Source organism: Xenorhabdus griffiniae (assembly GCF_015163655.1).
Classification (GTDB): Bacteria; Pseudomonadota; Gammaproteobacteria; order Enterobacterales; family Enterobacteriaceae; genus Xenorhabdus; species Xenorhabdus griffiniae.
Window position 1 is genome coordinate 1 of record NZ_JADEUF010000022.1, and the last position, 24523, is coordinate 24523.

The following is a 24523-nucleotide window of genomic DNA, read 5'->3' on the forward strand; positions in this document are numbered from 1 at the left end:
AGTTGCAGCAACTACCAGGATCGCGCCGTCCATCTGAGCAGCACCGGTGATCATGTTTTTCACGTAGTCGGCGTGGCCTGGGCAGTCAACGTGTGCGTAGTGGCGAGTTGGAGTATCGTACTCTACGTGAGAAGTAGAAATGGTGATACCACGCGCTTTTTCTTCTGGTGCGTTATCGATCTGGTCGAATGCACGCGCGCTACCGCCGTAAGTTTTTGCCAAAACAGTAGTGATTGCAGCAGTCAGGGTAGTTTTACCGTGGTCAACGTGGCCGATAGTACCAACGTTAACGTGCGGTTTGGAACGTTCAAACTTTTCTTTAGACACGACTCTATTCCTTAATACCGCTCCCCCGTCACAAAGATGAGGGAGCCAAAAAGATAGTAAACTCGAAAACTTATCTAGATTTACGAGCTTCGATAATAGCCTGAGCGACGTTGCTAGGCGCTTCGTTGTACTTCAAGAACTCCATGGAGTAAGAAGCACGACCTTGGGTCTGAGAACGCAGGTCAGTAGCATAACCAAACATTTCAGACAATGGTACTTGAGCACGAACAATTTTGCCCGTAGCTATATCATCCATACCATCGATCATACCACGGCGACGGTTCAGGTCACCGATGACGTCACCCATGTAATCTTCTGGTGTTTCCACTTCAACTTTCATGATAGGTTCCAGCAGAACTGGTTTCGCTTTCATGAAGCCTTCTTTAAATGCCATGGATGCAGCAATTTTAAAGGCGATTTCTGAAGAGTCAACGTCATGGTAAGAACCATCGAACAGGGCAACTTTAACGTCAACGATTGGGTAACCAGCCAGAACACCGCTCTTCAGCTGTTCCTGAACGCCTTTGTCAACACCTGGGATGTATTCTTTAGGAACAACACCACCAACGATTTCGTTCGCGAATTCGTAACCAGCACCACCGGCTTCCAGAGGCTCGATACGTAGCCAAACGTGACCGTACTGACCACGACCACCGGACTGTTTAGCGTGTTTACCTTCCTGCTCAACAGAAGCACGAATGGTTTCACGGTAAGCAACCTGAGGTTTACCTACGTTCGCTTCAACGTTGAATTCACGACGCATACGGTCAACCAGAACGTCGAGGTGCAGCTCACCCATACCTGCGATGATAGTCTGACCAGACTCTTCATCACTGCTCACGCGGAAAGATGGGTCTTCCTGAGCCAGACGGCCTAAAGCGATACCCATTTTTTCTTGGTCAGCTTTAGTTTTTGGCTCGATAGCAACAGAGATAACTGGCTCTGGGAATTCCATGCGCTCCAGAATGATTGGGGCGGTCAGGTCACAGAGAGTATCACCAGTGGTTACATCTTTCAGACCGATAGCAGCAGCGATGTCGCCTGCACGGACTTCTTTAATTTCTTCACGTTTGTTAGCGTGCATCTGAACGATACGGCCAAAACGTTCTTTTTTGTCTTTTACCGGGTTCAGTACGGTGTCACCAGAGTTAACCACACCAGAGTAAACGCGGAAGAACGTCAAGTTACCCACAAATGGGTCAGTCGCGATTTTAAACGCCAGTGCAGAGAACGGCTCTTCATCGCTGGAGTGGCGTTCTGCTGGAGTGTCTTTACCGTCTGGCAGCATACCTTTGATGGATTCAACGTCCGTTGGCGCTGGCAGATATTCAACAACTGCATCCAGCATTGCCTGAACACCTTTGTTCTTAAATGCAGAACCACAGGTAACCAGGATAATTTCGTTAGCCAGAACACGCTTACGCAGAGCTGCCTTGATTTCTTCTTCAGTCAGCTCTTCACCGCCCAGGTATTTATCCATCAGATCTTCTGATGCTTCTGCTGCGGATTCGATCAGGTTTTGATGCCATTCCTGAGCCTGCTCAAGCATGTCAGCCGGGATATCTTCGTATTCGAAGGTAATACCCTGATCTTCGTCGTTCCAGTTGATTGCTTTCATTTTCAGCAAATCAATAACACCGGTGAAGGTATCTTCTGCGCCGATTGCCAATTGCAGAGGAACAGGGTTGGCAGCCAGACGAGTTTTGATCTGCTCAACAACGCGCAGGAAGTTCGCACCCATACGGTCCATTTTGTTAACGAACGCGATACGTGGAACGTTATATTTGTTCGCCTGACGCCATACAGTTTCAGACTGTGGCTGAACACCACCAACTGCACAGTAAACCATTACTGCACCGTCAAGAACACGCATGGAACGTTCTACTTCGATAGTGAAGTCAACGTGGCCTGGGGTGTCGATGATGTTGACACGGTGTGGCTCATACTGCTTAGCCATACCAGACCAGAATGCGGTAGTCGCAGCAGACGTGATGGTAATACCACGTTCTTGTTCCTGCTCCATCCAGTCCATAGTAGCAGCGCCATCATGAACTTCACCGATCTTGTGGCTTACACCAGTGTAGAACAGAATACGTTCGGTGGTAGTGGTTTTACCCGCGTCAATGTGCGCACTGATACCGATATTACGGTAACGAGTTATAGGGGTTTTACGAGCCATTTTTTCCTCTCTCGTGGGCGTTCAATTTAGAGAACGGGTAGCCAGACAGCCACCCGGAACATATTCACTGCCGATGAAATACCCAATAGGGGATTACCAACGGTAGTGTGCGAACGCCTTGTTAGCTTCTGCCATACGGTGAACGTCTTCACGTTTCTTCACAGCAGCGCCTTTATTTTCAGCCGCATCAGATAATTCATTTGCCAGGCGCAGAGCCATGGACTTATCACCGCGTTTACGAGCAGCTTCAACGATCCAACGCATTGCCAGAGCATTACGACGAACCGGACGAACTTCAACTGGAACCTGATAAGTAGAACCACCAACACGGCGGGACTTAACTTCGACAGTCGGGCGCACGTTATCCAGTGCCAGCTCGAATGCTTCCAGATGATCTTTACCAGAACGCTGAGCCAGGGTCTCAAGCGCACCATATACAATTGCTTCTGCGACAGACTTTTTACCGTCTACCATCAGGATATTTACAAATTTGGCCAGCAGTTCAGATCCGAACTTTGGATCTGGCAGAATTTTACGTTGACCAATTACACGACGACGTGGCATGGAAATACTCCGTTTCGAATTTCAGGGTTGTCCAAAACTCTACGAGTTTATTTTGACATTAATGTGAAAAATGTTTGGCCTTACTTAACGGAGAACCATTAAGCCTTTGGCTTCTTCACACCGTACTTAGAACGACCTTGTTTACGGTCTTTAACACCGGCACAGTCCAGAGCGCCGCGAACGGTGTGGTAACGCACACCTGGCAAGTCTTTAACACGACCGCCACGGATCAGGATAACGGAGTGTTCCTGCAGGTTGTGGCCTTCACCACCGATGTAGGAAGAAACTTCGTAACCGTTAGTCAAACGCACACGGCATACTTTACGCAGTGCGGAGTTTGGTTTTTTAGGAGTGGTGGTATATACACGAGTACATACGCCACGTTTTTGCGGGCAAGCTTCCAGAGCAGGAACGTTGCTTTTCACAACTTTCGAGCTACGAGATTTGCGAACCAGCTGATTAATAGTTGCCATTATTAAAAAAGCTCCTGGTTTTTTGCTTCGTAAACACGGATTTTATCCTCTCTCTGTCATTATGACAAAACAAGAGGACGCGGAATTTTATTGCTGACTTGACGAGGTGTCAAGAAATATACAGTTTTTCTATATCGGCAAAATAATATCGGTAAGGTACTACTGGTAAAGCGCTGAGCGGGTAAAGTTACTGAAAAGTGCCATTCACATCTACCAGGCAAAATTTTGCTGATGTTTTACCGTTAAACTAACAAAACCATTGTAATCAATCACCCTTACACGGTCTGAAATCTGTTCAATCAGCCCACGTGCATTGAGATCTTCCTTCAAAACATAAATGCCTGCCCCGGTACGGAATAACTCAGCCAAATAACGGTTATCATTGATACCCAATAACACTCCATTTTGCATCAATAGAACATCATCAGTATCAGATACAAGACCAAGCATTGCATTGAAGTCGTCATGGTAAGGTGAGCGACTGACAGTATATAACATGTTACCTGCCTGAAATAGATTAAAATTTCAACACAAAATCATAGCCCGCCAACAATTTTCGGATTGTTGCGGCAGAAAGAAATTCAGCTTCCAGCACAAAATTGCTGGCTGGACTGCCTCCTCGCATCACCAGATCATCCAGACAAACGTAACATTTATCAATGTCATAAAGCGGCAAAACTTTAAAGGTTGAGATGTAGTCACGAGCCAGGATTTTATCCGGCTGCTGATCAGACAGTAATTGAAATACGCCATCAGAAATAAAGAATACACCGATCTGTTCAGTCAATGCTGACGTCGCAAGCAGTGCATCCAACCCTTCCCTACCGGCAGAAGAGCCGTGAGGAGCTTCAGTAAAAACAAAGGCAATTTTTTTCATCGATACCCACGAAGATTCCCAAACCTAACCAGCGCTAAAATTGTATGACACGATCACATAGCATCATGGCTTCCGCTAACGATCCCAATCCACTAAGCTCAAACCCTTCAGCTAAATTAGCAGCGGGTAGATTCAATTCACGGGCTTGTTGTTCATCTACGATACCACGGCGCAATGCCGCGGCAACACAAATAAACAGATCGAATTGATGTTGGACTGCCAATATCTGCCAGGCTTTGACCAAATCAAACTCATCATTGGCAGGGGCAACCAATTGATTGCCGTTTTGGACACCTTCGCGATAAAAAAACACGCTATGCAGTTTATGACCTGAGGCGATCAGCGCCTGAGCAAATTGGTAAGCACTGCTGGCTTGTTGAGTACCGTAAGCTGGCCCAGTGACCAGCAAACAATAAGACAGTGACGACATTACTTCTCCGAACCCGCACATTCACCATTTTTAAACTGGCGAATATAGAGGTATACCGTATGCTTGGAGATATTCAAACGATCAGCGACCTGATTGATGGCATCTTTAATATCAAAGATACCTTTCTCATAAAGGTTCAGCACTACCTGTCTGTTTTTCGCATTATTGGAAACATTGCGATCAGCATTCACTTCTTCAATAGTAAATTCCAGCGTTTGTGCGACCAGATCATCCACGGAAGAGGCAAAATTGACGTTTGAAGCAACTTCATGGGTTTTTTCTGGGATAAAGGTCTGAATAATTTCAGAGAAAGGCACATCAAGGTTCATATTGATGCACAAAAGCCCAATGACTCGACGCTGACGATTGCGGATAGCAATCGTGACAGATTTCATCAACGAGCCACTTTTAGCCCGTGTGAAATACGCCCTGGAAACGCTACTGTCTTCATCCGTAATATCATGCAACATTCGCAACGCCAGATCAGTAATCGGAGAGCCAATTTTACGCCCTGTATGCTCGCCATTAGCTATTCTGACGGCTGAACATTTAAGATCTTCCAGTGAATGAAGAACTATTTCACAATGCCCACCAATCAACATAGCCAGGCCATCAACAGCAGCTTCGTAAGATTTTAAAATTTCGTGATCAATTTCACTAAACGGTTGGTTTTCCAGTAAATCAATATCACTGTTATCAGTTGAGATATTATCACCAATTAATAGTGGGGTAGACATGTAATACACCATCCTTCAAATTCTGACTTTGCCTCACAAAAACACCAGGGCAAGATTTATTATAAAATCATATTACTGCAACTCAGCATCAACTACTTCGATAACTACCTGTTGTTACAAGCAAGTTAAATAGCCTTATGTGATAAGCTCAAAAAAACAAAAGGTTAAAATATTTGTTCTATATTCTATTCGGACTATTCAGAATAGTGACGTTAAAACCACATTGAACTGCCGTCAAGCTCTTGCTGAGTATAGCGCAGGGTTCTATCACAGCTTTATGCCGAATCCACCTGAAATACGGAAAGCAATATCCCATTTAATACCGTGGGAAATAATAAGCAAATAAATTTATTATTCTTTCCATGCTTATTACTAATTACTAATCAAATAGTGATAAATATCAGCAGCAAATCGAAAGGTGGAAGAAATGTATGATAAAGCAGGAGCCTCAAGCCCCTGCAAATATCTTTTAATTACAGGAATTATTTTGCCTTAGCAGCAGGCTTAATATCCAGTAATTCAACATTGAAAACTAAAGTGGAGTTAGCTGGAATTTTAGGTAAATTTGCCTGATCATAAGCTAGCTTAGGAGGAATAACTAATGTGATTTCCCCCCCCTTCTTCACATGCTGTATACCTTCTCTCCAACCCGGAATAACACTGTCCAAACGAATTGTCAGAGGCTCTTTACGGTCATAAGAGCTGTCAAAAACCTGACCATCAATCAAAGAACCTTTGTAGTTAACAACGACAGTATCAGTCTCTTTAGGTGCGTTACCAGTACCCTCTTTTTCAATTTTGTAAAGCAGCCCGGTTTTGGTTTCCACTACACCCGCTTGCTTAGCAAACTCTTTGCGATATTTAGCCCCTTTTTCACCATTTTCACTGGCTTCTTTTTCTACCTTGGCCAAGGCAGCACTTTTCACTTTAGATTCAAAGGCCTTCAAAGTTTCCTGAATTTCTTTGTCCGTCAGTTTGGCTTTATTATTTAATGCATCTTCAACACCGGCCAGCAACTGTTCTTTTTCTATATTGATACCGAGCGTTTTCTGCTCTTGCAATGAGTTGGCCATGTAGCCTCCCAAAGAAGCACCCAGAGCATAAGAATTTTGCTGTTCTGCTGTTTTAAAAGCATTATTTAGTTTTACTTCGTCTTTGGTTTCGGTGTTAGCAGCCAAAACCGAAGGTACGCTAAATGCCACCGCTAGAGTTGTTGCCAGCAGAGTTGTTTTAAACAATGATTTCATCCTATTCTCCAATAAGTTTGGGTGGGGTTACCATCAGCATAGGTCATAACGTTTACTATAACCGCCTAAGGAAACCAATGACAATATTTGCTATACCTTGCCATAAAAATCGTTGAGACAACATTAAAGCAAAGAGGTTTCGTGAGATCCTATTTCATTGGATATATGTGCATTATAGTGGCATCTTGATCGAATTATCGGTTCGTCATTTAAATTAATTGATTCAGAGGCAGGAGGAAAGATAATGGAGTTATCTGAATTTGAACGAAGATTTGAACAACTAGAAACCAAGCTTGCTTATCAAGAAGCCACCATTGAAGCATTGAATCAGGAAGTGATAAAGCAACAGATCGAAACTGACAGATTGAAAGAACAACTAAAATTAATTACTGAGCGTCTAAAAAACCACCAAACATCCATCATTGCACCACTTTCTGAAGAAACACCGCCCCCCCATTACTGATATTCATCAGGGAAGTTCGCTGCCAGGGAAGGCTAAACGCAAAATAAAAAAGAGAAGCTTAAAACCCGCTTCCCTTTTTCTGCTTAAATCTTAATGGCAGCTACCACCGCAGCATCCATGGTCACCGTGATCGTGATCATGGTGGTGATCACCACAGCCACCCTGACCATGTACATGGCCATGAGCCAATTCTTCTTCGGTTGCTTCGCGGATCGCAACAATTTCAACATTGAATTTCAGATTCTGGCCAGCCAGCATGTGGTTCGCATCAACAACTACTTCATCACCTTCTATCGCAGTGATTTCTACTGGAATAGGCCCCTGATCTGTGTCAGCCAGGAAACGCATACCAACTTGAAGATCATCAACACCAACAAACACATCTTTTGGTGCACGCTGAACCAAGTTGTCATCATACTGACCGTATGCATCTGCTGCTTCTACGCTCACATCAAAACGTTCACCCACCTCACGGCCTTCCAGTGCTTTCTCTAATCCGCTGATCAGAGAACCACGGCCATGCAGATAGTCTAACGGTGCGCTCACCGAGGACTCATCAACTAAAACACCGTCTTCTGTTCTTACTTGATAAGCCAGGCTGACCACCAAGTCTTTTGCTACTTTCATGACAACTCCTACATACCCGAGGGGAAAAACCCGTGAGGGAAAATTTTTACTGCTTAAAAAAATGCTGCCAATTGTAACGGAATTCTACGTTACTGTACCTAGGCAATAGCAAAATTTATCCACAATTCGTTGTATATACCAATCTCACTTCAAGATGCATGTAATTTCTCCCCGCGAAGCGGGGAGAAATCAGGTTTCATATCGTGTTGTAAATTGCAGCTTGAAGTTTAATGCGTATATGTATTGAGTTACTGTGGTGTAAAGATGCCAATGACCTGTTCCTGCTCTCTGACATGCGAGGTGACAGCTTCATCCGTCTGCCGCTGTATATGACCACAATGGACACATTCAACAACATCAACCTTATTCTCCTGCCACATTGCCAGCGTATCCTGTGATTGGCATTTCGGACAAACCGCTCCTGCAATAAAACGCTTACGACTAATTGACATAATTCCCCCTAAGACGTGTCAGAACCTCTATTTTCCGCTACCATGCACACCAGACACTTAAAATTGCATACATATACCCAATAGCTTTCAAATTGCGGCACATCGATCACTATACGCATCAACGGCCACTATGCATATCAATATACGATTGGTATGGGGAACGCAGTCAACAAAGCAGCAACTTGAAAGATGAAGGATATATAAATCTAACTATTAATTAACTTAACACATTATATATAGACGGCATCTATGATTGTTTTCTCTTCACTGCAAATCCGTCGTGGCATTCGCATCCTGCTGGATAACGCCAACGCAACCATCAATCCTGGACAAAAAGTCGGATTAGTTGGTAAAAATGGCTGTGGTAAATCTACCCTGCTTGCATTACTGAAAGATGAACTTCAAGCTGAAAATGGCTCTGTCACCTTCCCTAACAACTGGGCACTGGCTTGGGTTAATCAGGAAACGCCAGCCCTGGAAACATCAGCATTGGAATATGTCATCGATGGTGACCGTGAATTCCGGCAATTGGAACAAAAACTCAAAATCGCCAACGAACAAAATGACGGCCATGCTATAGCTCATCTTCATGGTTTACTTGATACTATTCAGGCATGGACAATCCGCGCCCGCGCCGCTAGTTTGTTGCACGGATTAGGTTTTTCCCAGATTCAGCTAGAACAGCCGGTACGTTCATTCTCTGGTGGTTGGCGTATGCGCCTCAACCTGGCACAAGCGTTAATCTGCCGCTCTGATTTGCTATTACTCGACGAACCGACCAACCACCTTGATCTGGACGCGGTTATCTGGCTGGAAAAATGGTTGAAGAGTTATACCGGCACCTTGATCCTAATTTCCCACGATCGCGATTTTCTCGATCCAATCATCGATAAAATTCTGCACATTGAGCAGCAAGATCTATACGAATATACCGGTAACTACTCTTCCTTCGAACGGCAACGCGCGGCCAAACTTGCCCAGCAACAGGCGCTATACCAAAGCCAACAGGAAAAAGTGGCCCATTTACAAAGCTATATTGACCGCTTCCGCGCCAAAGCCTCTAAAGCGAAACAGGCACAAAGCCGCATCAAAATGCTGGAACGTATGGAGCTTATCGCGCCCGCGCATGTCGATAACCCTTTCCATTTCAGCTTCCGCCAGCCGGACAACCTGCCAAATCCTCTCTTAAACATGGATAAAGTCAGTGCTGGCTACGGTGAAAAAACGGTATTGAACTCGATCAAATTAAATTTGGTGCCAGGTTCACGGATCGGCCTGCTAGGTCGCAATGGTGCGGGTAAATCCACACTGATCAAATTGCTGGCAGGAGAGCTGGCACCTCAGCACGGAGACATTGCCTTATCAAAAGGCATTAAACTGGGTTATTTCGCACAGCACCAACTGGAATACCTGCGGGCAGATGAATCTCCATTACAACATTTAGCCCGAATCGCTCCCCAAGAAACGGAGCAACAGCTTCGGGATTATCTGGGAGGATTTGGCTTCAAAGGCGATCAAGTGACCGATCCAAGCGGACGTTTTTCCGGTGGTGAAAAAGCGCGTTTGGTACTGGCTCTGATTGTCTGGCAACGCCCAAACCTCCTTTTGCTTGACGAACCGACCAACCACCTTGATCTCGACATGAGACAGGCATTGACTGAAGCACTGATTGATTTCGAAGGTGCGTTGGTCGTCGTATCGCACGACAGACATTTACTGCGTTCTACAACCGATGAGCTTTATCTGGTGCATGATGGCAAAGTAGAACTTTTTAAAGGCGATTTAGAGGATTATCAGCAATGGCTCACTGAACTGCAACGCCAGCAAATGCGGGATAGTCAGGAAAAAGAAAAATCAGAAACCGAATCTTCAACGAATGGCACTCAAAATTACAGTGCCCAAGAGCGTAAAGATCAAAAACGGCGTGAAGCTGAATTCCGTAACCAAACGCAGCCATTGCGCAAACAGCTTGCCACCCTTGAAAAACAGATGGAGAAACTGGGAACGGCATTGACGGAATTAGAAGAGAAGCTGTCAGACAACACACTTTACGACCATGATCGTAAAACTGAACTGACTGAATGCCTGCATCAGCAAACGCAAACAAAATCCAAACTGGAAGATACTGAAATGGAATGGTTAGACATTCAGGAACAGCTCGAACACATGACAGCAGAATTTAATGCGAGTCAAGGAGTCAGCTAAATTTTTCAGATACATACGCATTAAACTTCAAGTTGCAATTTACAACACGATATGAAACTTGATGCCTCCCCGCTTTGCGGGGAGAAATCACACGCATCTTGAAAGTGAGATTGGTATAAATAGGTTTTCATAATACTGAGAGTATCAGATGTTGGCGTTCCTTACCCCGCGCGCCGCGCGGGGTAAGGAATACGCCTATCATTTTGAAACGCTATTTATAATCGGGTATTGTCATTCAATGCCCGATTATTCCCTGTTTGCAAACAACCAGAATACTCACCGTAAAAAATAATAACTCATCAATTATGCAGGCGATGATTTATTTTACAAATTACACCTCAAGCTTGATTATAATAAGAAAAAAATGATATTTCGTATAAAACAAGTCATAATCAATGAGTTATATATTAGCAACTAAAGCAGAAAAGTTTTCAGCATCTTCAATCAAAGGTTCATCTATAGATTTTGCCCATACCACACCAAGATCAATTTTTTTATCCGTTTCAACGATTTCTAAAAAATTCATATAATACTCAGGAATAGAGCGAATAATCCGTTTAGGTACACAGGTATAGGCATTATTTTTTGTAATCATCTCTACTATCAACATGATATCATTTGTTTTTAATAGCAAATGCATATTGTCACCAGTATAAACAGGAAAAACATTGAGACAATCTGCTAACTCAGTCATCTCTTTCTTTTCTGGTGAATTTGTCGAAGTAACTCCGTTCCCAAACTGACTTAAAGCTGTTCTGCATCTAGATATCAGATGACTTCCTTTTTTAAAGATATAGATCAATCTTTCCGTAAACACCCTTTTTGCCTCTAATTGAGCAATAATAGATGATAGCGGCATCACTGCAACATGTAACATCCCTGCATTCAATAAATTTATCTGTTGCTCAACTGACAGTCCAGTCACCAATGACAGCACGACATTCCCTTTTTTTTCCACGATCTGATTCTCTATTTGGGAATAATTGTGGATAGGAAAACAAGAGCCAACGTATAAGTGCCTGACCATCTCCTCTTTTGAATCGAAATGAACCTGACTTTTGAATTGTTCATAATGAGATAAAAATTTCCGGGTATTTTCCAACGTCTTCTGCCCAAAATCTGTCAACCTTGTTCCATTTGGTCCCCTTGTAAATAGTGACGCACCAAGAATATCTTCCAACCCGTGGATTTTCTTCGTCAAGGCCGGCTGAGAAAGATAAAGCCTCTCAGAAGCCTTATGATAATTAAGCGTTTCAGCCAAAACGATAAAAGCTTCAAGATTGCGTATATCCATGTTCTTTAGCCCAATGATTGTTGAATAACTACAAAACATTACAGATTCATGGTGATAGCATTTTAACTTAGTGTTTTGCCAAAGGTTTTATCAGGTCAAATGGTCAAAATGTTAACTAATAAAATGTTAGTTAATAAGGGTACAATTCGCAAAATATTTATTATAATTATGTTTTAATTTCACTATTAAATTATTTCATGGATAACTAATTTTATCCTGCCAATATGAATATATTCCATGTTATCCATATTATTTATCACTCTATTTCATTCTCTAAAACTACAGCATCATTAATATTTATGGTCGAGATACAGCATACAAACAGATCCACAACTGAAAATTTTTCTTTTCTTGATAATCGGTTAAATCAAATGCCAGCGATATTGAAAGTTAAAATATCATATTGTGAAATTATTGTGTGAATAATTCAATTGAAAAACGAAAGAAAAGCATATATATCTGACTTACTCGTATAATGTAACAAACAGCAGATAGTTCACAGCCATTACATTATTCATAACCCAGCCATACGTTATTTTTATCGTCATTTCACCATTTACTCTTATTACGTGTTAATAAGGAGAGATAATGTTAAGAAATAACAATAAGGCAATGACAGGTTTATAGTATGCTGCTAATAACAATATACCAATCTAACTTCAAGATGCGGGTGATATTCCATATCGTGTTGTAAACTGCAACTTGAAGTTTAATGCGTATATTCTAATCCAACTTTAAATTTCAGCTTGAAAATCAATGCGATTTCTTATATCTCGCCGTGAAGCGGGGAGATATAAAACACATCTTAAAAAGCAATTGGCATATATACTTATTCTTAACAAGTTTATGATGTTTTTTATATCAGAATATTCTGTATTGGTATGTCATTTTATGGGTAAAATATGTTGATTTTTACCGAAAACACCAAGAATACAAACAGAGCCGAATTGCCGACCAATATAGTATACCAATCTAACTTCAAGATACGTGTGATATTTCATATCGTGTTGTAAATTGCAACTTGAAGTTTAATGCGTATAAAAGAGAAAGTCGAAAATCGTGTTTTTAATCTATTTTAGTGTATATTTCCTATTAAATGCTCAGTAAGATAAGCTGACGCATATAAATCACTTCTTAGTTTCAATAAAATATGGCAGAAAAATGATGAAAATCGACTTGAGCAATATGATAACAGAGAGTCGTAACCCCGCCAGTACCCACATTGATCAACTTTCAACACTCGATATGCTGCACGTCATCAACGATGAAGATAAAAAAGTGGCTATTGCTGTCGAAAAAACACTGCCTCAAATTGCCTGTGTGGTTGATAAAGTTGCCGAAGCATTTCGACAGGGTGGGCGCTTAATCTATAGTGGCGCTGGCACATCTGGGCGCTTAGGTATCCTGGATGCCAGCGAATGCCCACCCACTTATGGTACAAAACCAGAACAGGTAATCGGCTTAATTGCCGGCGGGCACCAAGCTATTCTGCAAGCTGTCGAAAATGCGGAAGATAATCGGCAATTAGGTACAGAAGATCTTAAGGCATTACACTTTAATCAACGAGATGTTCTGGTAGGGATCGCTGCCAGTGGCCGGACACCCTATGTATTAGGTGCAATGGAATATGCCAAATCAGTTGGTGCTACTGTCGCTTGTATCAGCTGCAATCCAAATAGCCCAATGGCGCAGTTGGCTGATATTGCTATCACGCCCGTCGTCGGGCCAGAAGTGATAACAGGCTCATCCCGCATGAAGGCAGGCACGGCACAAAAATTGATACTGAATATGATCACGACAGGTGCCATGATCCGTATTGGCAAGGTATATGGTAATTTGATGGTTGACGTAGAAGCCACCAATGCCAAATTAATCGAACGCCAGAAAAATATTGTCATGGCCGCCACGGAGTGCAGCAGAGAAATGGCAGAACAGGCGTTAAACGCCTGTGGTGGGCATTGCAAGACCGCAATTGTCATGATCTTATCGGGTATTAACGCCGAAGAAGCCAACGCATTATTGGCAAAACATCATGGACTTATCCGGCCAGCTATCTCAACAGACCGATAATCACTATCTCTTCAGAAGAGGTTAGTAATGAGTAAAATTAGTCAGGAAATGTTGGCTGAAATACTCAACGCCATTGGCGGGACGAGTAACATAGCACGCTGTGGAAATTGCATGACCCGCCTGCGGTTGACGCTAAGGGATAATTCACTTGCCGATATATTCAACTTGAAGAAGATTGCCGGTGTTTTAGGTGCCATCAAGACTGATGACCAGCTCCAAATTATCCTTGGCCCCTGCAAAGCCCAAACAGCAGCAGAGATGATAAAAACGCGGTTAAGTGATACTCACCATTCCTGTACATCAGAACCTACTCAACCTCATACTGACACGTTAAAAGATATCGCCATTTCCAATAAAAAACATCTCAAAGAAAAACAAACTCGTTCACTCCATAAATTTCTGGCTAAATTTGCCACTATCTTTACTCCCCTGATCCCCGGTTTTATCGCCGTTGGTCTGCTATTGGGTTTTGCTACCCTGTTGGAACAAGTTTTTATTAAAGAAGTCACTCATCCCAACGCTATATTGGTTGAGATAGTTGGCTATATGAAAATTTTCAGCAAAGGTATGTTCAGTTTCTTGGGGATCTTGATTGGCTACAATGCACAAAAAGCATTTGGGGGATCTGGGGTTAACGGAGCCATCATCGCATCGCTATTTGTGCTGGGTTATAACGCCGAAGCTACCAGTGGATTCTACTCCGGTATCAGTCATTTTTTTGGCTTCGCCATTGATCCACGAGGTAATATCATCGGGATACTGATTGCCTGTATTCTCGGTGCCTGGGTAGAAAAACAGATCCGCAAAATCATGCCATCTGATCTGGATATGATCCTGACTTCCGCAATAACCCTACTTATCATGGGTGCCATTGCATTTATTGTCATTATGCCCGTCGGCAGTTATCTGTTTACCGTGATGTCATGGTTGTTCATACACTTGAATGGTAACCCGTTCGGTACAGCTATCTTGGCCGGTCTATTCCTAATCGCCGTGATGTTTGGTGTACATCAAGGCTTTGTTCCCGTCTATTTTGCTTTGATGGAAGCCCAGGGATTCAATTCTCTTTTCCCCATTCTGGCAATGGCCGGAGCGGGGCAAATAGGCTCCGCATTGGCGTTATATGTTAAAGCTCAAAAAGGTTCCTTGCTGCGCACTCAGATCAAAGGCGCCATCATTCCAGGTTTACTTGGGATTGGCGAGCCGTTGATCTATGGTGTCACCCTTCCTCGCATTAAACCTTTTGTCACCGCTTGTCTCGGCGGCGCCATAGGCGGTTTTTTTATCGGCCTGATTGCCTGGTGGGGATGGCCTGTCGGATTAAATAGCGTTTTCGGCCCTTCCGGGCTGGTCGCCCTGCCACTGATGACATCCAACAGTGGCATCTTCACGGGCATGGCAATATATGGGGCTGGGCTAATCGTTTCTTATGTCGCTGGCTTCACGCTAACGCTATTCTTCGGGTGCAAAAATATCGACTTAAGTTAGCCAAACCAGATTAAAGGCACACAAGCGGCAGTCAGGACACCCATTACGATATTGAATGTAAACCACGCGCGGCGGCTTTTCAGTAACTGACCAATCAGTGAACCGAGAACCAGCCAGATTACACTGGCGAGGATATTGACGATTAACATCACTATACTGATGGCAAAAATGGAATAGTTATACAGCTCTCCAGCCAGACTGTAACTACTGATTGCGCCCAATCCCATCAACCAAGTTTTGGGATTTAAGAACTGCAATAGCCAACCTTGATAAATTTTGATTGGCTCTCTTGCCGATGCTGTAGTATCCAGCCGTTTATAATGCGAAGTGGCTGTCTTCCAGGCCAGCCATAATAAATACAGACATCCGAGTATTTTCAGCCCCGTATGTAAAGCAGGATAAATCAGCAGTAGCGCAGCAACACCAAACGCAGACAGCAGCAAAATGGTTTGCATTCCCAGAATAATACCCAGACAAAGCGGGACAGAACGGCGAATACCAAAATGAGCTCCCGATGATGTCAGTAACAAATTGTTTGGACCCGGTGTGACAGCGGAAATAAACATAAATATACTAAGCGAGAATATCAGGCTTAAAGTCATGGGTAGATTCCCCTCCCACCCTGGTAGTTAACATTTCTTTTCAAGAAAGATAACAGTATGTTATTTCACATACAAGATGACTAATCATGAAATCAATTCAAATTCATTATGAATCGTAGACTACAACTCCATTAGCAACGACTATGTTTACCCGATGATGAATGACAGTATTTTCAGGAGCAATCACAATGATTATCCCGTGGCAACAATTGGAAGCCGATACACTCCACAACTTAATTGAAAGTTTTGTCCTGCGGGAAGGTACTGATTACGGCGAACAGGAAAAAACGCTCGAACAAAAAGTGCAAGACGTCAAACGTCAACTTGAGCGAGGTGAAGTTCTGCTGGTATGGTCTGAACTACATGGAACCGTTAATATCTTGCCTAAAGAGATGTTCCGCCCGTAAAACTCAACTTGTTTGATTCATTCTAATTGACTGATTCGCCAATTTTATTAATTAAGGAGTCTGTTCATGTCTGCCAAACACCCCGTTATCGCAATCACTGGCTCCAGTGGAGCAGGAACAACCACGACCAGTGTCGCTTTTCGCAAGATTTTCCAGCAATTTGACGTAACAGCTGCACTGATAGAAGGGGATAGTTTCCATCGTTATACTCGTCCTGAAATGGATGCCGAGATACGGAAAGCAAGAGAACAAGGCAGACATATCAGCTACTTTGGGCCAGAAGCCAATGATTTCGGTATGCTGGAAAAAACATTCCTTGAGTATGGGGAAACGGGCCATGGCCGCTGCCGAAAATATCTTCATACCTATGATGAAGCCGTTCCCTATAACCAATCACCAGGTACTTTCACCCCGTGGGAAGCTCTGCCATCTAATACGGACGTCCTATTTTATGAAGGACTTCATGGGGGAGTTGTCACGCCACAACACAATGTCGCCAGTCATGTTGATCTGCTAATTGGCGTTGTGCCGATCGTCAACTTAGAATGGATACAAAAACTCATCCGAGATACGGGCGAGCGAGGGCATTCCAGAGAAGCGGTTATGGATTCCGTTGTTCGTTCAATGGATGACTATATCCGCTACATCACTCCTCAGTTTTCACGTACCCATATCAATTTCCAACGTGTCCCTACCGTTGATACCTCCAACCCTTTCTCTGCCAAAGCGATCCCCTCTCTGGACGAAAGTTTTATCGTGATCCGTTTCCGTGGACTCACGCAAATTGATTTCCCTTATTTGCTCGCGATGCTTCAGGGTTCATTTATTTCCGGCATAAATACTATCGTTGTTCCTGGTGGAAAAATGGGGTTGGCAATGGAATTAATTATGGCACCGCTTGTTAAACAATTACTGGAAGGCAAAAAAATCTCGTAATTTAATCTCTATTTAATTTTTAATAAAACAGGTAACAAAAAATAATGTTACCTGTTTTATTTAAATAAGCAGGTTATTTTTTGTGACAAAATTTTTTCCTTGTATACCAATCTAACTGCAAGATGCGTGTGATTTCTCCCCGCGAAGATATAAAACACATCTTGAAAGACGATAGGTATATAAATGTAAAATCAATAAAACCAACTCTTCTGCCTGATTTCTGGTAATCTGGCCGTCAGTTTAATATGCTGAAGCGATACAAGAGGAGACAGAAGCGCTTTCCTGTGTTACAAACAAGGTTACAAGCGTGGACTGGCAAGGTATATGGGTTAAGATCAATATGCCTAAATTTTGGCATCTTTATAATCCATATAAAATTCCCGCTTGTCAGTTTTTCAGCAGGTTAATATGTTAAGCTATTGACTTTATAAAGCCAGCCTGAAGAGGAACGACAGTTTCTCACATCATAAAGGCAGAAATAACAACAGAGGATAAAGCGAATGGTTCTCGGCAAGCCACAAACAGACCCTACTCTTGAATGGTTTTTGTCACACTGCCATATTCACAAATATCCATCCAAGAGCACGCTTATTCATCAAGGTGAGAAAGCAGAAACGCTTTACTACATTGTTAAAGGTTCAGTTGCTGTTCTAATAAAAGATGAAGAAGGTAAGGAAATGATTCTCTCTTATTTAAATCAGGGGGATTTCATTGGTGAACTTGGATTATTTGAAGAGGGGCAAGAACGTACTGCATGGGTACGAGCCAAAAGTGCTTGTGAAGTGGCTGAAATTTCCTATAAGAAATTTCGCCAGTTAATTCAGGTCAATCCTGATATTCTGATGCGTTTATCTGCTCAGATGGCAAGTCGCCTACAAACCACTTCTGAAAAAGTAGGTAACTTAGCCTTTCTGGACGTTACAGGCCGTATCGCCCAGACATTGCTCAATTTGGCCAAACAGCCTGATGCAATGACTCACCCTGATGGTATGCAAATCAAAATCACACGTCAGGAAATTGGGCAGATTGTGGGTTGCTCCCGTGAAACGGTTGGCCGTATTTTGAAAATGCTGGAAGATCAAAGCCTGATCTCTGCACATGGCAAAACCATCGTCGTTTATGGGACGCGTTAATTCCCAATAAACCGAAACTCGGCCAGTGCAATCCATGACTTCGCACTGGCTTTTTTACTGTTATTTGTTTAACCAACGGGATATCGCCATTTCCAGCCGCACCATACCCTCTGTAATTTCGTCCTCAGGGATAATCAGTGATGGTGTAAAGCGCAAGATGCTGTCTCCTGCACTTAATAACATCAATCCCAGTTCTGCCGCCTGCTGCAATATTTCTTTGGCCTTGCCCTGATATTCAGCTTTCAATACAGCCCCAATAAGCAAGCCCTTTCCGCGAAATTCACGAAAGATACCATATTTTTGGTTCATCTTTTCCAAAGCATGAATGAGCATATCGTGCCGTTTTTCCACGCCCATCAGCACTTCCGGTGTATTGATGATATCCAGTACGACACAACCGATACGACAAGCCAATGGGTTTCCACCATAAGTCGTTCCATGGGCGCCCGTTTCCATTGCCGCCGCGATTTTATCTGTCGTTAACATTGCACTGATGGGAAAACCGCCCCCCAGTGCTTTTGCCGTCGTCAGGATATCCGGCTGTACGCCATAATGCTGGTAAGCATATAACTGACCCGTGCGCCCTATTCCACTCTGGACTTCATCAAAGACCAACAAAGCCTGATGTTTATCACACAATTCCCGCACCCCATGCAGAAACGCCATTGTCGCAGGAGTCACTCCTCCTTCACCTTGGATTGGCTCCAAAACAACAGCACAAGTGTGATCATCGATTTCCGCTCTAACGGCATCCAGATCGTTAAAAGGCACATGAACAATATCGGCAGGTTTAGGCCCAAACCCCTCGGCATATTTCGGTTGCCCTCCCACCGAAACCGTGAAAAAGGTACGACCATGAAATGCCTGATGGAATGCAATGATTTTGGTTTTATTCGGATGATAACGGGTAATCGCATAACGACGTGCCAATTTAAATGCCGCTTCATTGGCTTCCGCCCCCGAATTAGCGAAAAAGACCTTTTGGGCAAAAGTCGCATCAATCAACTTTTGCGCTAAGGTTAAGGCAGGCTCATTGGTAAAAACGTTGCTGATATGCCACAATTTTTCACTCTGCTGTTTCAGGGCGTTCACCAAAGCCGGATGACAGTGCCCCAAAGCCAGAACAGCAATACCTCCGGCAAAATCAATGTATTCTTTACCCTGTTGATCCCATACTCGACTTCCTTGCCCTCTGACAGGAATAAAATTCGCCGGTGCATAAATAGGCAACATCACTTGATCATAGGTGTTTCTATTTGCTGCTTTATTTTCTACCATTTCCCTCACCTTATTTTTATATTTGCCATTTCGAAGTGAAATAATAGTCATAAAATATGAATAAAAAAATCAATTAAGAACAAATAAAAAAACAACAGAATGAGGGAGTATAGAGGTATCTGACTAATATCTGAGGAAATTATTCAACAATTCATGTCCCTGCTCACTAAGAATGCTTTCTGGATGAAACTGCACCCCTTCCAGTGGCAAAGTACGGTGACGTATTCCCATAATTTCATCTACGTCGCCATTACGCTGACTCCAGGCCGTCACTTCAAATGAAGCAGGAAGCGTTTCTGCGGCAATAACCAGAGAGTGATAACGCGTGACCGTCAATGGACGATCTAATCCTTTGAATACCCCTTGCTGGCTATGGTGAATCAGACTGGTTTTTCCATGCATTACTTCACGAGCTTTAACAACCTTGGCACCAAAAGCCTGACCTATTGCCTGATGCCCCAGACACACACCGAGGATGGGCAATTTCCCTGCAAAATGTGAAATCGCTTCCAACGAGATCCCTGCTTCATTTGGCGTGCAAGGCCCCGGAGAAATGACTAAATGAGTAGGCGCCAAATCTTCGATATCTTTAAGCTGAATCTCATCATTACGCTTAACTAAAACCTCTGCCCCTAACTCACAAAAATATTGGTATAAATTGAATGTAAAAGAATCGTAGTTATCTATTATTAGTAACATAGGAGTATATCCTACTGATTATTATAGTCTTATAAGTTGCCCTACCCCATTGGGGTATTATGCATTCTGTATAATAGTAAAATCAGGTAAAGCAGTATTAACAGCAATGGGGGGCTAATCATACCACAGAAGCACGTTTAAAATAGTGGTACGGCGACCGCATTACTATCATGCAACATGATGTAACAACGCAGAAATGGCAGAAAGAAGGGGGAATGTAAACGGTACTCAAACAACCAGTTATGATTATCCGAATACCGTATTATGGCGGTCCGGGCTGTTAAGGTTCAACCTTGGCAGACAAGATCACAATAGGTTTTACCGGTACATTTTGGTAAGGGCCAACATTTTCTGTTTTGACTTGAGAAATTTTATCAACCACATCCATGCCCTTGACGACTTTACCAAAGACCGCATAACCGAAGTCACGCTGCCCATGGTCAAGGAAAGCATTATCGGTCACGTTAATAAAAAACTGACTGGTTGCGCTGTCCTTATCGGCGGTACGTGCCATAGCAATAGTTCCCCGCAAATTCCGCAAGCCGTTATCTGCTTCATTTTTGATTGGCTCTTTGGTCTCTTTTTGCTTCATATCCTTTGTAAAACCACCGCCCTGGATCATAAAGCCTGGGATAACACGATGAAAAATAGTGTTGTTATAAAATCCCTCATTGACATACTCAACGAAATTCTTGGTAGTCATTGGTGCCTTATTGCTATCTAACTCAAGTTCGATTTCTCCAGCCGATGTTACCAGCTTCACGTGAGTTTCAGCGGCTAATGCTGGGACAGCTATCGCGCTGATAGCACATGCAGTCATAAGCGACACAAAAATACGTTTAAACATTGATGATTCCTTTATTTTTGAGGTCAACAATAAAACTCATAACAACAAAACCCATTAAGTGTAATTCCCTATGGAGTGAAGTTCCAAAGATTTACCTACATTTACGAGTCATATGACTTTTATATTCGCATATTTAAACAGGAGTTATTTTGAGAATAACCCCCATATTAATACGCTTTCCATGTCAAAGCGCATAAGCATCTATACCAATCTAACTTCAGCCGGATAACAATTGCAGAACGATTGGTATTGTCACCAGTGCGATAAATAGAGAAATAATAATAGAAAGGGAAATGGTTTCCTGTTTGAAACCATACTTATTAGCAAAAACATACACGCCTGCACCGATAGGCTGCGCAGCCATAATAATTGCGGCAATCAACCAAATATTGTCAGCTTGCTGCATACCAAACAGATAATAAGCGCAAATAAACGTAACCAACGGTTGTATCCCTAGTTTGAGTAACAACATTGGTACAACCAATTTTAATGCTTCCGCATTAATATGCTCTTTAACCTTAAGCCGCGATAATCCCAGTCCTAAAGCAAATAACGCCGTTGGGCCTGCGGCATTACCAAGAAATGCCGCCAATGATTGCAAAAATTTTGGTACGGGAATCTCGAAATAGACGAAGATTAAACCTGCGATGACTGAAATAGTCAGGGGGTTACTCAATGTCACCTTTAATGACCTAACCAGACTTCGGCTGATGGATATGTTGCTACCCGATTGACGAATAGAAAGAACATCGTAAGTAATAATGACAGCTATAATGGCTGGGATATTATGCAGGATCGTAGCTATAGCGGCAGGAAGCGCAGCAGATTCACCATAGACAGAGATTAGGATTGGAACTCCCATATATCCGGTAGTGCCATAACATGCTCCCATGCCTAAAAGAGAAGATTGAGGCAAACCAATCCCCATAATTTTGGCTACTAACACACCTAAAACATACACGACCCCAATGCCGGCCAAACTAGCAACAATAAATCCCCATTGTTGAAGTTCACTCACATCTGCACGTGCAATAGCCAGAAACAATAAGGCAGGGAGTGCAATATAAAGCACATAATCGTTGATTAATTTATCGGAATGTCCGCTATCAGGACGCAAACGACCAAAACAATATCCGATAAAAATAACCAGAAATATGGGGGCAACTATCATAAACATTTAGATTAATTCCATATGAGTGTTGATAAAACGTCTCGAAAATTTCCCTGGTGTATTAGACTTGCTGTCATTATTCAGAATAAATATTGGCTATTTTTTGATGATATTGCTGTAATCATTTAATTCTGTTAAATAAATAATTCCTTTCTTATCATTAAATTTATTAATGATGACAACAAAGGCGATACTATGAAACTGGATATTCGTACCGATCGTTTTGATGGGCGTGGTATAACGCTTGAGCAACTACGCGCGTTTGTATTCGTCGCGACACATGGTGGATTTGCTAAAGCTGGGGAAGAGTTGGGCCGCACACAACCAACGCTTAGCCTAAGTATTAAACGACTTGAAGAAGATATCGGATGTCGTTTAATTGATCGACGCCAAGGCACTATTATTGGATTAACCAATGAAGGTAAACAGCTATTACCCGCTGCCAAAGATATTCTTTTCCGCATGACCCAAGCGCTACAATCGGTAAGAAAATTCCAGTTGAGAGGCAAAATTGCACTTGGTGTCCCTGATGATTTCAGCATTAGAAACCTGCATAAAGCGATCTCCTGCTGTCTGGAGGAACATCCTGAATTAAAAATAGAAATTACCGCCGCTTCATCACCTGTACTTTCTGCCTTATTAGAAAAACAGCAATTAGATATGGCCATCACTAAAGAAATAGCGGGACAACCCATCAATACCAATCATAAAAGCATCTTGAGAATTGAACCGCTACATTGGGTTGCTGTAGAAAACAAGCACTTCAATAACCTACAAGAAATTCCACTGGTTATTTTTCCTGATGGCTGTGTCATTCGCCAATGTGCCATAAACGCACTGGAACATGTGGGTAAACCTTATTTTCTCGCGTATGTCAGTGCTTCATTTGAAAATGTGAAAAGTGCCATAGCACACGGTTTGGGCATTGGGTTGTTGCCACGCCACTCATTAACCGATGCTCTATGTGTATTATCTTCCGAACATGGTGTCCCTAATGTTCCTGCCATTCAGCTGGTTTTACATGTGACTGCCCAAGGTAAGTTATACACATTATTTGCCGACTACCTGCGCCATTCGTTGTCGGAAGAAATGTCGGTATAAATGTCGGTAAAATGTCGGCATAAAGTTACGTCTGTCCACAAGCGGTTGCTCTCGGTATAATCACCGCGCTATTTTTGTGTATTCCTCAGGGAGATAACCATTTTGACCATCAAGAACTACAACTATCATATGACCCACTTTATTACGAGTGCACCTGACATTCGCCACCTGCCTCAAGATGTGGGCATTGAGGTCGCGTTTGCCGGTAGGTCAAATGCGGGTAAATCCAGCGCCCTGAATGCACTGACCCGCCAAAAGAGCCTTGCGCGTACCAGTAAGACCCCTGGCCGTACCCAATTAATTAACCTGTTCGAAGTCGAAGAAGGAGTCCGTTTGGTCGACTTGCCTGGCTATGGTTACGCTGAAGTCCCGGAAGAGATGAAACGTAAATGGCAGAAGGCGTTGGGAGAATATCTCCAGAAGCGCGAATGCCTGTTAGGGCTGGTGGTTTTGATGGATATCCGCCATCCGCTGAAAGATCTGGATAGGCAAATGATTGAATGGGCGGTCGTGACGCAAGTTCCCGTCATGGTATTACTAACTAAAGCCGATAAACTGGCTTCCGGTGCCCGTAAAAGCCAACTGGCAAAAGTTCGTCAGGAATTGATCTCTTTGGATGGTGATATTCAAATTGAATACTTCTCTGCCTTGAAAAAAATCGGCATCGATAAACTAGAGCAAAAACTCAACCTTTGGTTCAATCAACCTACCATTGAAGCGGAATAACTCCGCTCCCTGTCCTGCCATCAATCGGGCATAAAAAAACGCCCCAGTCAAAAGAAATGACTGGGGCAGCTAATATTCAGCTAAATCCGATTACGTGAAGTAAAAGGTCTGAAAGATAGAACATCTTACCTCTGTACCCTACGCCGATAACTTTAACCTATTCTTTTCATCAAAAAAAGACTTTTTTGTA

The 24523-nt window shown here is 42.9% G+C and carries 27 protein-coding genes; 9 read left to right on the forward strand and 18 right to left on the reverse strand.

Annotated elements, in window-relative coordinates; all coding sequences use genetic code 11:
- The 9 genes from IQ211_RS05535 to fkpA form a co-directional block, all read right to left on the reverse strand.
- On the reverse strand, positions 1 to 327 hold a 327-nt coding region (locus IQ211_RS05535), incomplete at its 3' end, for a GTP-binding protein (protein ID WP_228011612.1).
- Between the two features lie 70 nt (positions 328 to 397).
- The gene (gene fusA / locus IQ211_RS05540) at positions 398 to 2506 is read right to left on the reverse strand and encodes an elongation factor G (protein WP_189759324.1); all 2109 of its coding nucleotides are present in this window, start codon (positions 2504 to 2506) and stop codon (positions 398 to 400) included.
- Between the two features lie 93 nt (positions 2507 to 2599).
- Complete coding sequence (gene rpsG / locus IQ211_RS05545; protein ID WP_047770766.1) at positions 2600 to 3070, reverse strand: 30S ribosomal protein S7; 471 nt, start codon at positions 3068 to 3070, stop codon at positions 2600 to 2602.
- Positions 3071 to 3168: 98 nt separating this feature from the next.
- On the reverse strand, positions 3169 to 3543 hold the full coding sequence (gene rpsL / locus IQ211_RS05550) for a 30S ribosomal protein S12 (protein WP_010848548.1): 375 nt from the start codon (positions 3541 to 3543) through the stop codon (positions 3169 to 3171).
- Between the two features lie 210 nt (positions 3544 to 3753).
- Positions 3754 to 4041 (reverse strand): sulfurtransferase complex subunit TusB, encoded by a 288-nt coding sequence (tusB, locus tag IQ211_RS05555; RefSeq protein WP_189759325.1) that lies wholly within the window; start codon positions 4039 to 4041, stop codon positions 3754 to 3756.
- Positions 4042 to 4060: 19 nt separating this feature from the next.
- Complete coding sequence (tusC, locus tag IQ211_RS05560; protein ID WP_189759326.1) at positions 4061 to 4420, reverse strand: sulfurtransferase complex subunit TusC; 360 nt, start codon at positions 4418 to 4420, stop codon at positions 4061 to 4063.
- 34 nt (positions 4421 to 4454) lie between these two features.
- Positions 4455 to 4850, reverse strand: coding sequence for a sulfurtransferase complex subunit TusD (tusD, locus tag IQ211_RS05565; RefSeq protein ID WP_189759327.1), 396 nt, complete (start codon positions 4848 to 4850; stop codon positions 4455 to 4457).
- Positions 4850 to 5587, reverse strand: coding sequence for a helix-turn-helix transcriptional regulator (locus IQ211_RS05570; RefSeq protein WP_189759328.1), 738 nt, complete (start codon positions 5585 to 5587; stop codon positions 4850 to 4852). The genes tusD and IQ211_RS05570 overlap by 1 nt, the downstream gene beginning before the upstream one ends.
- Positions 5588 to 6069: 482 nt before the next feature.
- The gene (gene fkpA, locus IQ211_RS05575) at positions 6070 to 6834 is read right to left on the reverse strand and encodes an FKBP-type peptidyl-prolyl cis-trans isomerase (protein ID WP_189759329.1); all 765 of its coding nucleotides are present in this window, start codon (positions 6832 to 6834) and stop codon (positions 6070 to 6072) included.
- 244 nt (positions 6835 to 7078) lie between these two features.
- Here fkpA and IQ211_RS05580 point away from each other — a divergent pair, with 244 nt between their 5' ends.
- Positions 7079 to 7297 carry a SlyX family protein gene (locus tag IQ211_RS05580; RefSeq protein ID WP_189759330.1) on the forward strand — a complete coding sequence of 73 codons (219 nt, stop codon included), beginning with the start codon at positions 7079 to 7081 and terminating at the stop codon, positions 7295 to 7297.
- A gap of 90 nt (positions 7298 to 7387) precedes the next feature.
- Here the strand turns inward: IQ211_RS05580 and slyD are convergent, their stop codons facing one another.
- Positions 7388 to 7924, reverse strand: coding sequence for a peptidylprolyl isomerase (slyD, locus tag IQ211_RS05585; RefSeq protein WP_189759331.1), 537 nt, complete (start codon positions 7922 to 7924; stop codon positions 7388 to 7390).
- 248 nt (positions 7925 to 8172) lie between these two features.
- Positions 8173 to 8376 carry a YheV family putative zinc ribbon protein gene (locus IQ211_RS05590; protein ID WP_189759332.1) on the reverse strand — a complete coding sequence of 68 codons (204 nt, stop codon included), beginning with the start codon at positions 8374 to 8376 and terminating at the stop codon, positions 8173 to 8175.
- A gap of 249 nt (positions 8377 to 8625) precedes the next feature.
- Here IQ211_RS05590 and IQ211_RS05595 point away from each other — a divergent pair, with 249 nt between their 5' ends.
- A complete protein-coding gene (locus IQ211_RS05595) occupies positions 8626 to 10581 on the forward strand; it encodes an ABC transporter ATP-binding protein (protein ID WP_189759333.1) in 1956 nt (651 codons plus the stop codon).
- 400 nt (positions 10582 to 10981) lie between these two features.
- On the opposite strand, the gene IQ211_RS05600 is transcribed toward IQ211_RS05595, so the two are convergent.
- Positions 10982 to 11875: a LysR family transcriptional regulator gene (locus IQ211_RS05600; RefSeq protein WP_189759334.1), complete on the reverse strand. Its 894-nt coding sequence runs from the start codon at positions 11873 to 11875 to the stop codon at positions 10982 to 10984.
- A gap of 1164 nt (positions 11876 to 13039) precedes the next feature.
- Between IQ211_RS05600 and murQ the strand changes: the two genes are divergently transcribed.
- Both murQ and murP read left to right on the forward strand, forming a co-directional pair.
- On the forward strand, positions 13040 to 13945 hold the full coding sequence (gene murQ / locus IQ211_RS05605; protein WP_189759358.1) for an N-acetylmuramic acid 6-phosphate etherase: 906 nt from the start codon (positions 13040 to 13042) through the stop codon (positions 13943 to 13945).
- Between the two features lie 27 nt (positions 13946 to 13972).
- Positions 13973 to 15433 carry a PTS N-acetylmuramic acid transporter subunit IIBC gene (gene murP, locus IQ211_RS05610; protein ID WP_189759335.1) on the forward strand — a complete coding sequence of 487 codons (1461 nt, stop codon included), beginning with the start codon at positions 13973 to 13975 and terminating at the stop codon, positions 15431 to 15433.
- Here murP and IQ211_RS05615 read toward each other — a convergent pair.
- Positions 15430 to 16035, reverse strand: coding sequence for a LysE family translocator (locus IQ211_RS05615; protein ID WP_189759336.1), 606 nt, complete (start codon positions 16033 to 16035; stop codon positions 15430 to 15432). The genes murP and IQ211_RS05615 overlap by 4 nt on opposite strands.
- 188 nt (positions 16036 to 16223) lie before the next feature.
- Here IQ211_RS05615 and IQ211_RS05620 point away from each other — a divergent pair, with 188 nt between their 5' ends.
- From IQ211_RS05620 to crp, 3 genes are all read left to right on the forward strand, one after another.
- Complete coding sequence (locus IQ211_RS05620; protein WP_074020044.1) at positions 16224 to 16442, forward strand: YheU family protein; 219 nt, start codon at positions 16224 to 16226, stop codon at positions 16440 to 16442.
- 66 nt (positions 16443 to 16508) lie between these two features.
- Positions 16509 to 17378, forward strand: coding sequence for a phosphoribulokinase (locus tag IQ211_RS05625; protein ID WP_189759337.1), 870 nt, complete (start codon positions 16509 to 16511; stop codon positions 17376 to 17378).
- A 500-nt stretch (positions 17379 to 17878) separates the two neighbouring features.
- Positions 17879 to 18511, forward strand: coding sequence for a cAMP-activated global transcriptional regulator CRP (gene crp / locus IQ211_RS05630; RefSeq protein ID WP_086954621.1), 633 nt, complete (start codon positions 17879 to 17881; stop codon positions 18509 to 18511).
- A 60-nt stretch (positions 18512 to 18571) separates the two neighbouring features.
- On the opposite strand, the gene IQ211_RS05635 is transcribed toward crp, so the two are convergent.
- The 4 genes from IQ211_RS05635 to IQ211_RS05650 form a co-directional block, all read right to left on the reverse strand.
- Positions 18572 to 19789, reverse strand: a complete 1218-nt coding sequence (locus IQ211_RS05635; RefSeq protein ID WP_189759338.1) for an aspartate aminotransferase family protein — start codon at positions 19787 to 19789, stop codon at positions 18572 to 18574.
- A 123-nt stretch (positions 19790 to 19912) separates the two neighbouring features.
- Positions 19913 to 20488, reverse strand: coding sequence for an aminodeoxychorismate synthase component II (locus IQ211_RS05640; RefSeq protein ID WP_189759339.1), 576 nt, complete (start codon positions 20486 to 20488; stop codon positions 19913 to 19915).
- 280 nt (positions 20489 to 20768) lie between these two features.
- On the reverse strand, positions 20769 to 21335 hold the full coding sequence (ppiA, locus tag IQ211_RS05645) for a peptidylprolyl isomerase A (protein ID WP_189759340.1): 567 nt from the start codon (positions 21333 to 21335) through the stop codon (positions 20769 to 20771).
- Positions 21336 to 21552: 217 nt separating this feature from the next.
- Positions 21553 to 22512, reverse strand: a complete 960-nt coding sequence (locus IQ211_RS05650; protein WP_189759341.1) for an AEC family transporter — start codon at positions 22510 to 22512, stop codon at positions 21553 to 21555.
- Between the two features lie 189 nt (positions 22513 to 22701).
- On the opposite strand from IQ211_RS05650, the gene IQ211_RS05655 reads away from it, so the two are divergent.
- Both IQ211_RS05655 and yihA read left to right on the forward strand, forming a co-directional pair.
- Positions 22702 to 23607 carry a LysR family transcriptional regulator gene (locus tag IQ211_RS05655; RefSeq protein ID WP_189759342.1) on the forward strand — a complete coding sequence of 302 codons (906 nt, stop codon included), beginning with the start codon at positions 22702 to 22704 and terminating at the stop codon, positions 23605 to 23607.
- A 102-nt stretch (positions 23608 to 23709) separates the two neighbouring features.
- A complete protein-coding gene (gene yihA / locus IQ211_RS05660) occupies positions 23710 to 24333 on the forward strand; it encodes a ribosome biogenesis GTP-binding protein YihA/YsxC (RefSeq protein WP_189759343.1) in 624 nt (207 codons plus the stop codon).
- Between the two features lie 76 nt (positions 24334 to 24409).
- Here yihA and spfP read toward each other — a convergent pair whose 3' ends face one another.
- Positions 24410 to 24457 carry a small protein SpfP gene (gene spfP / locus IQ211_RS20315; RefSeq protein WP_438361642.1) on the reverse strand — a complete coding sequence of 16 codons (48 nt, stop codon included), beginning with the start codon at positions 24455 to 24457 and terminating at the stop codon, positions 24410 to 24412.
- Positions 24458 to 24523: the final 66 nt, after the last annotated feature.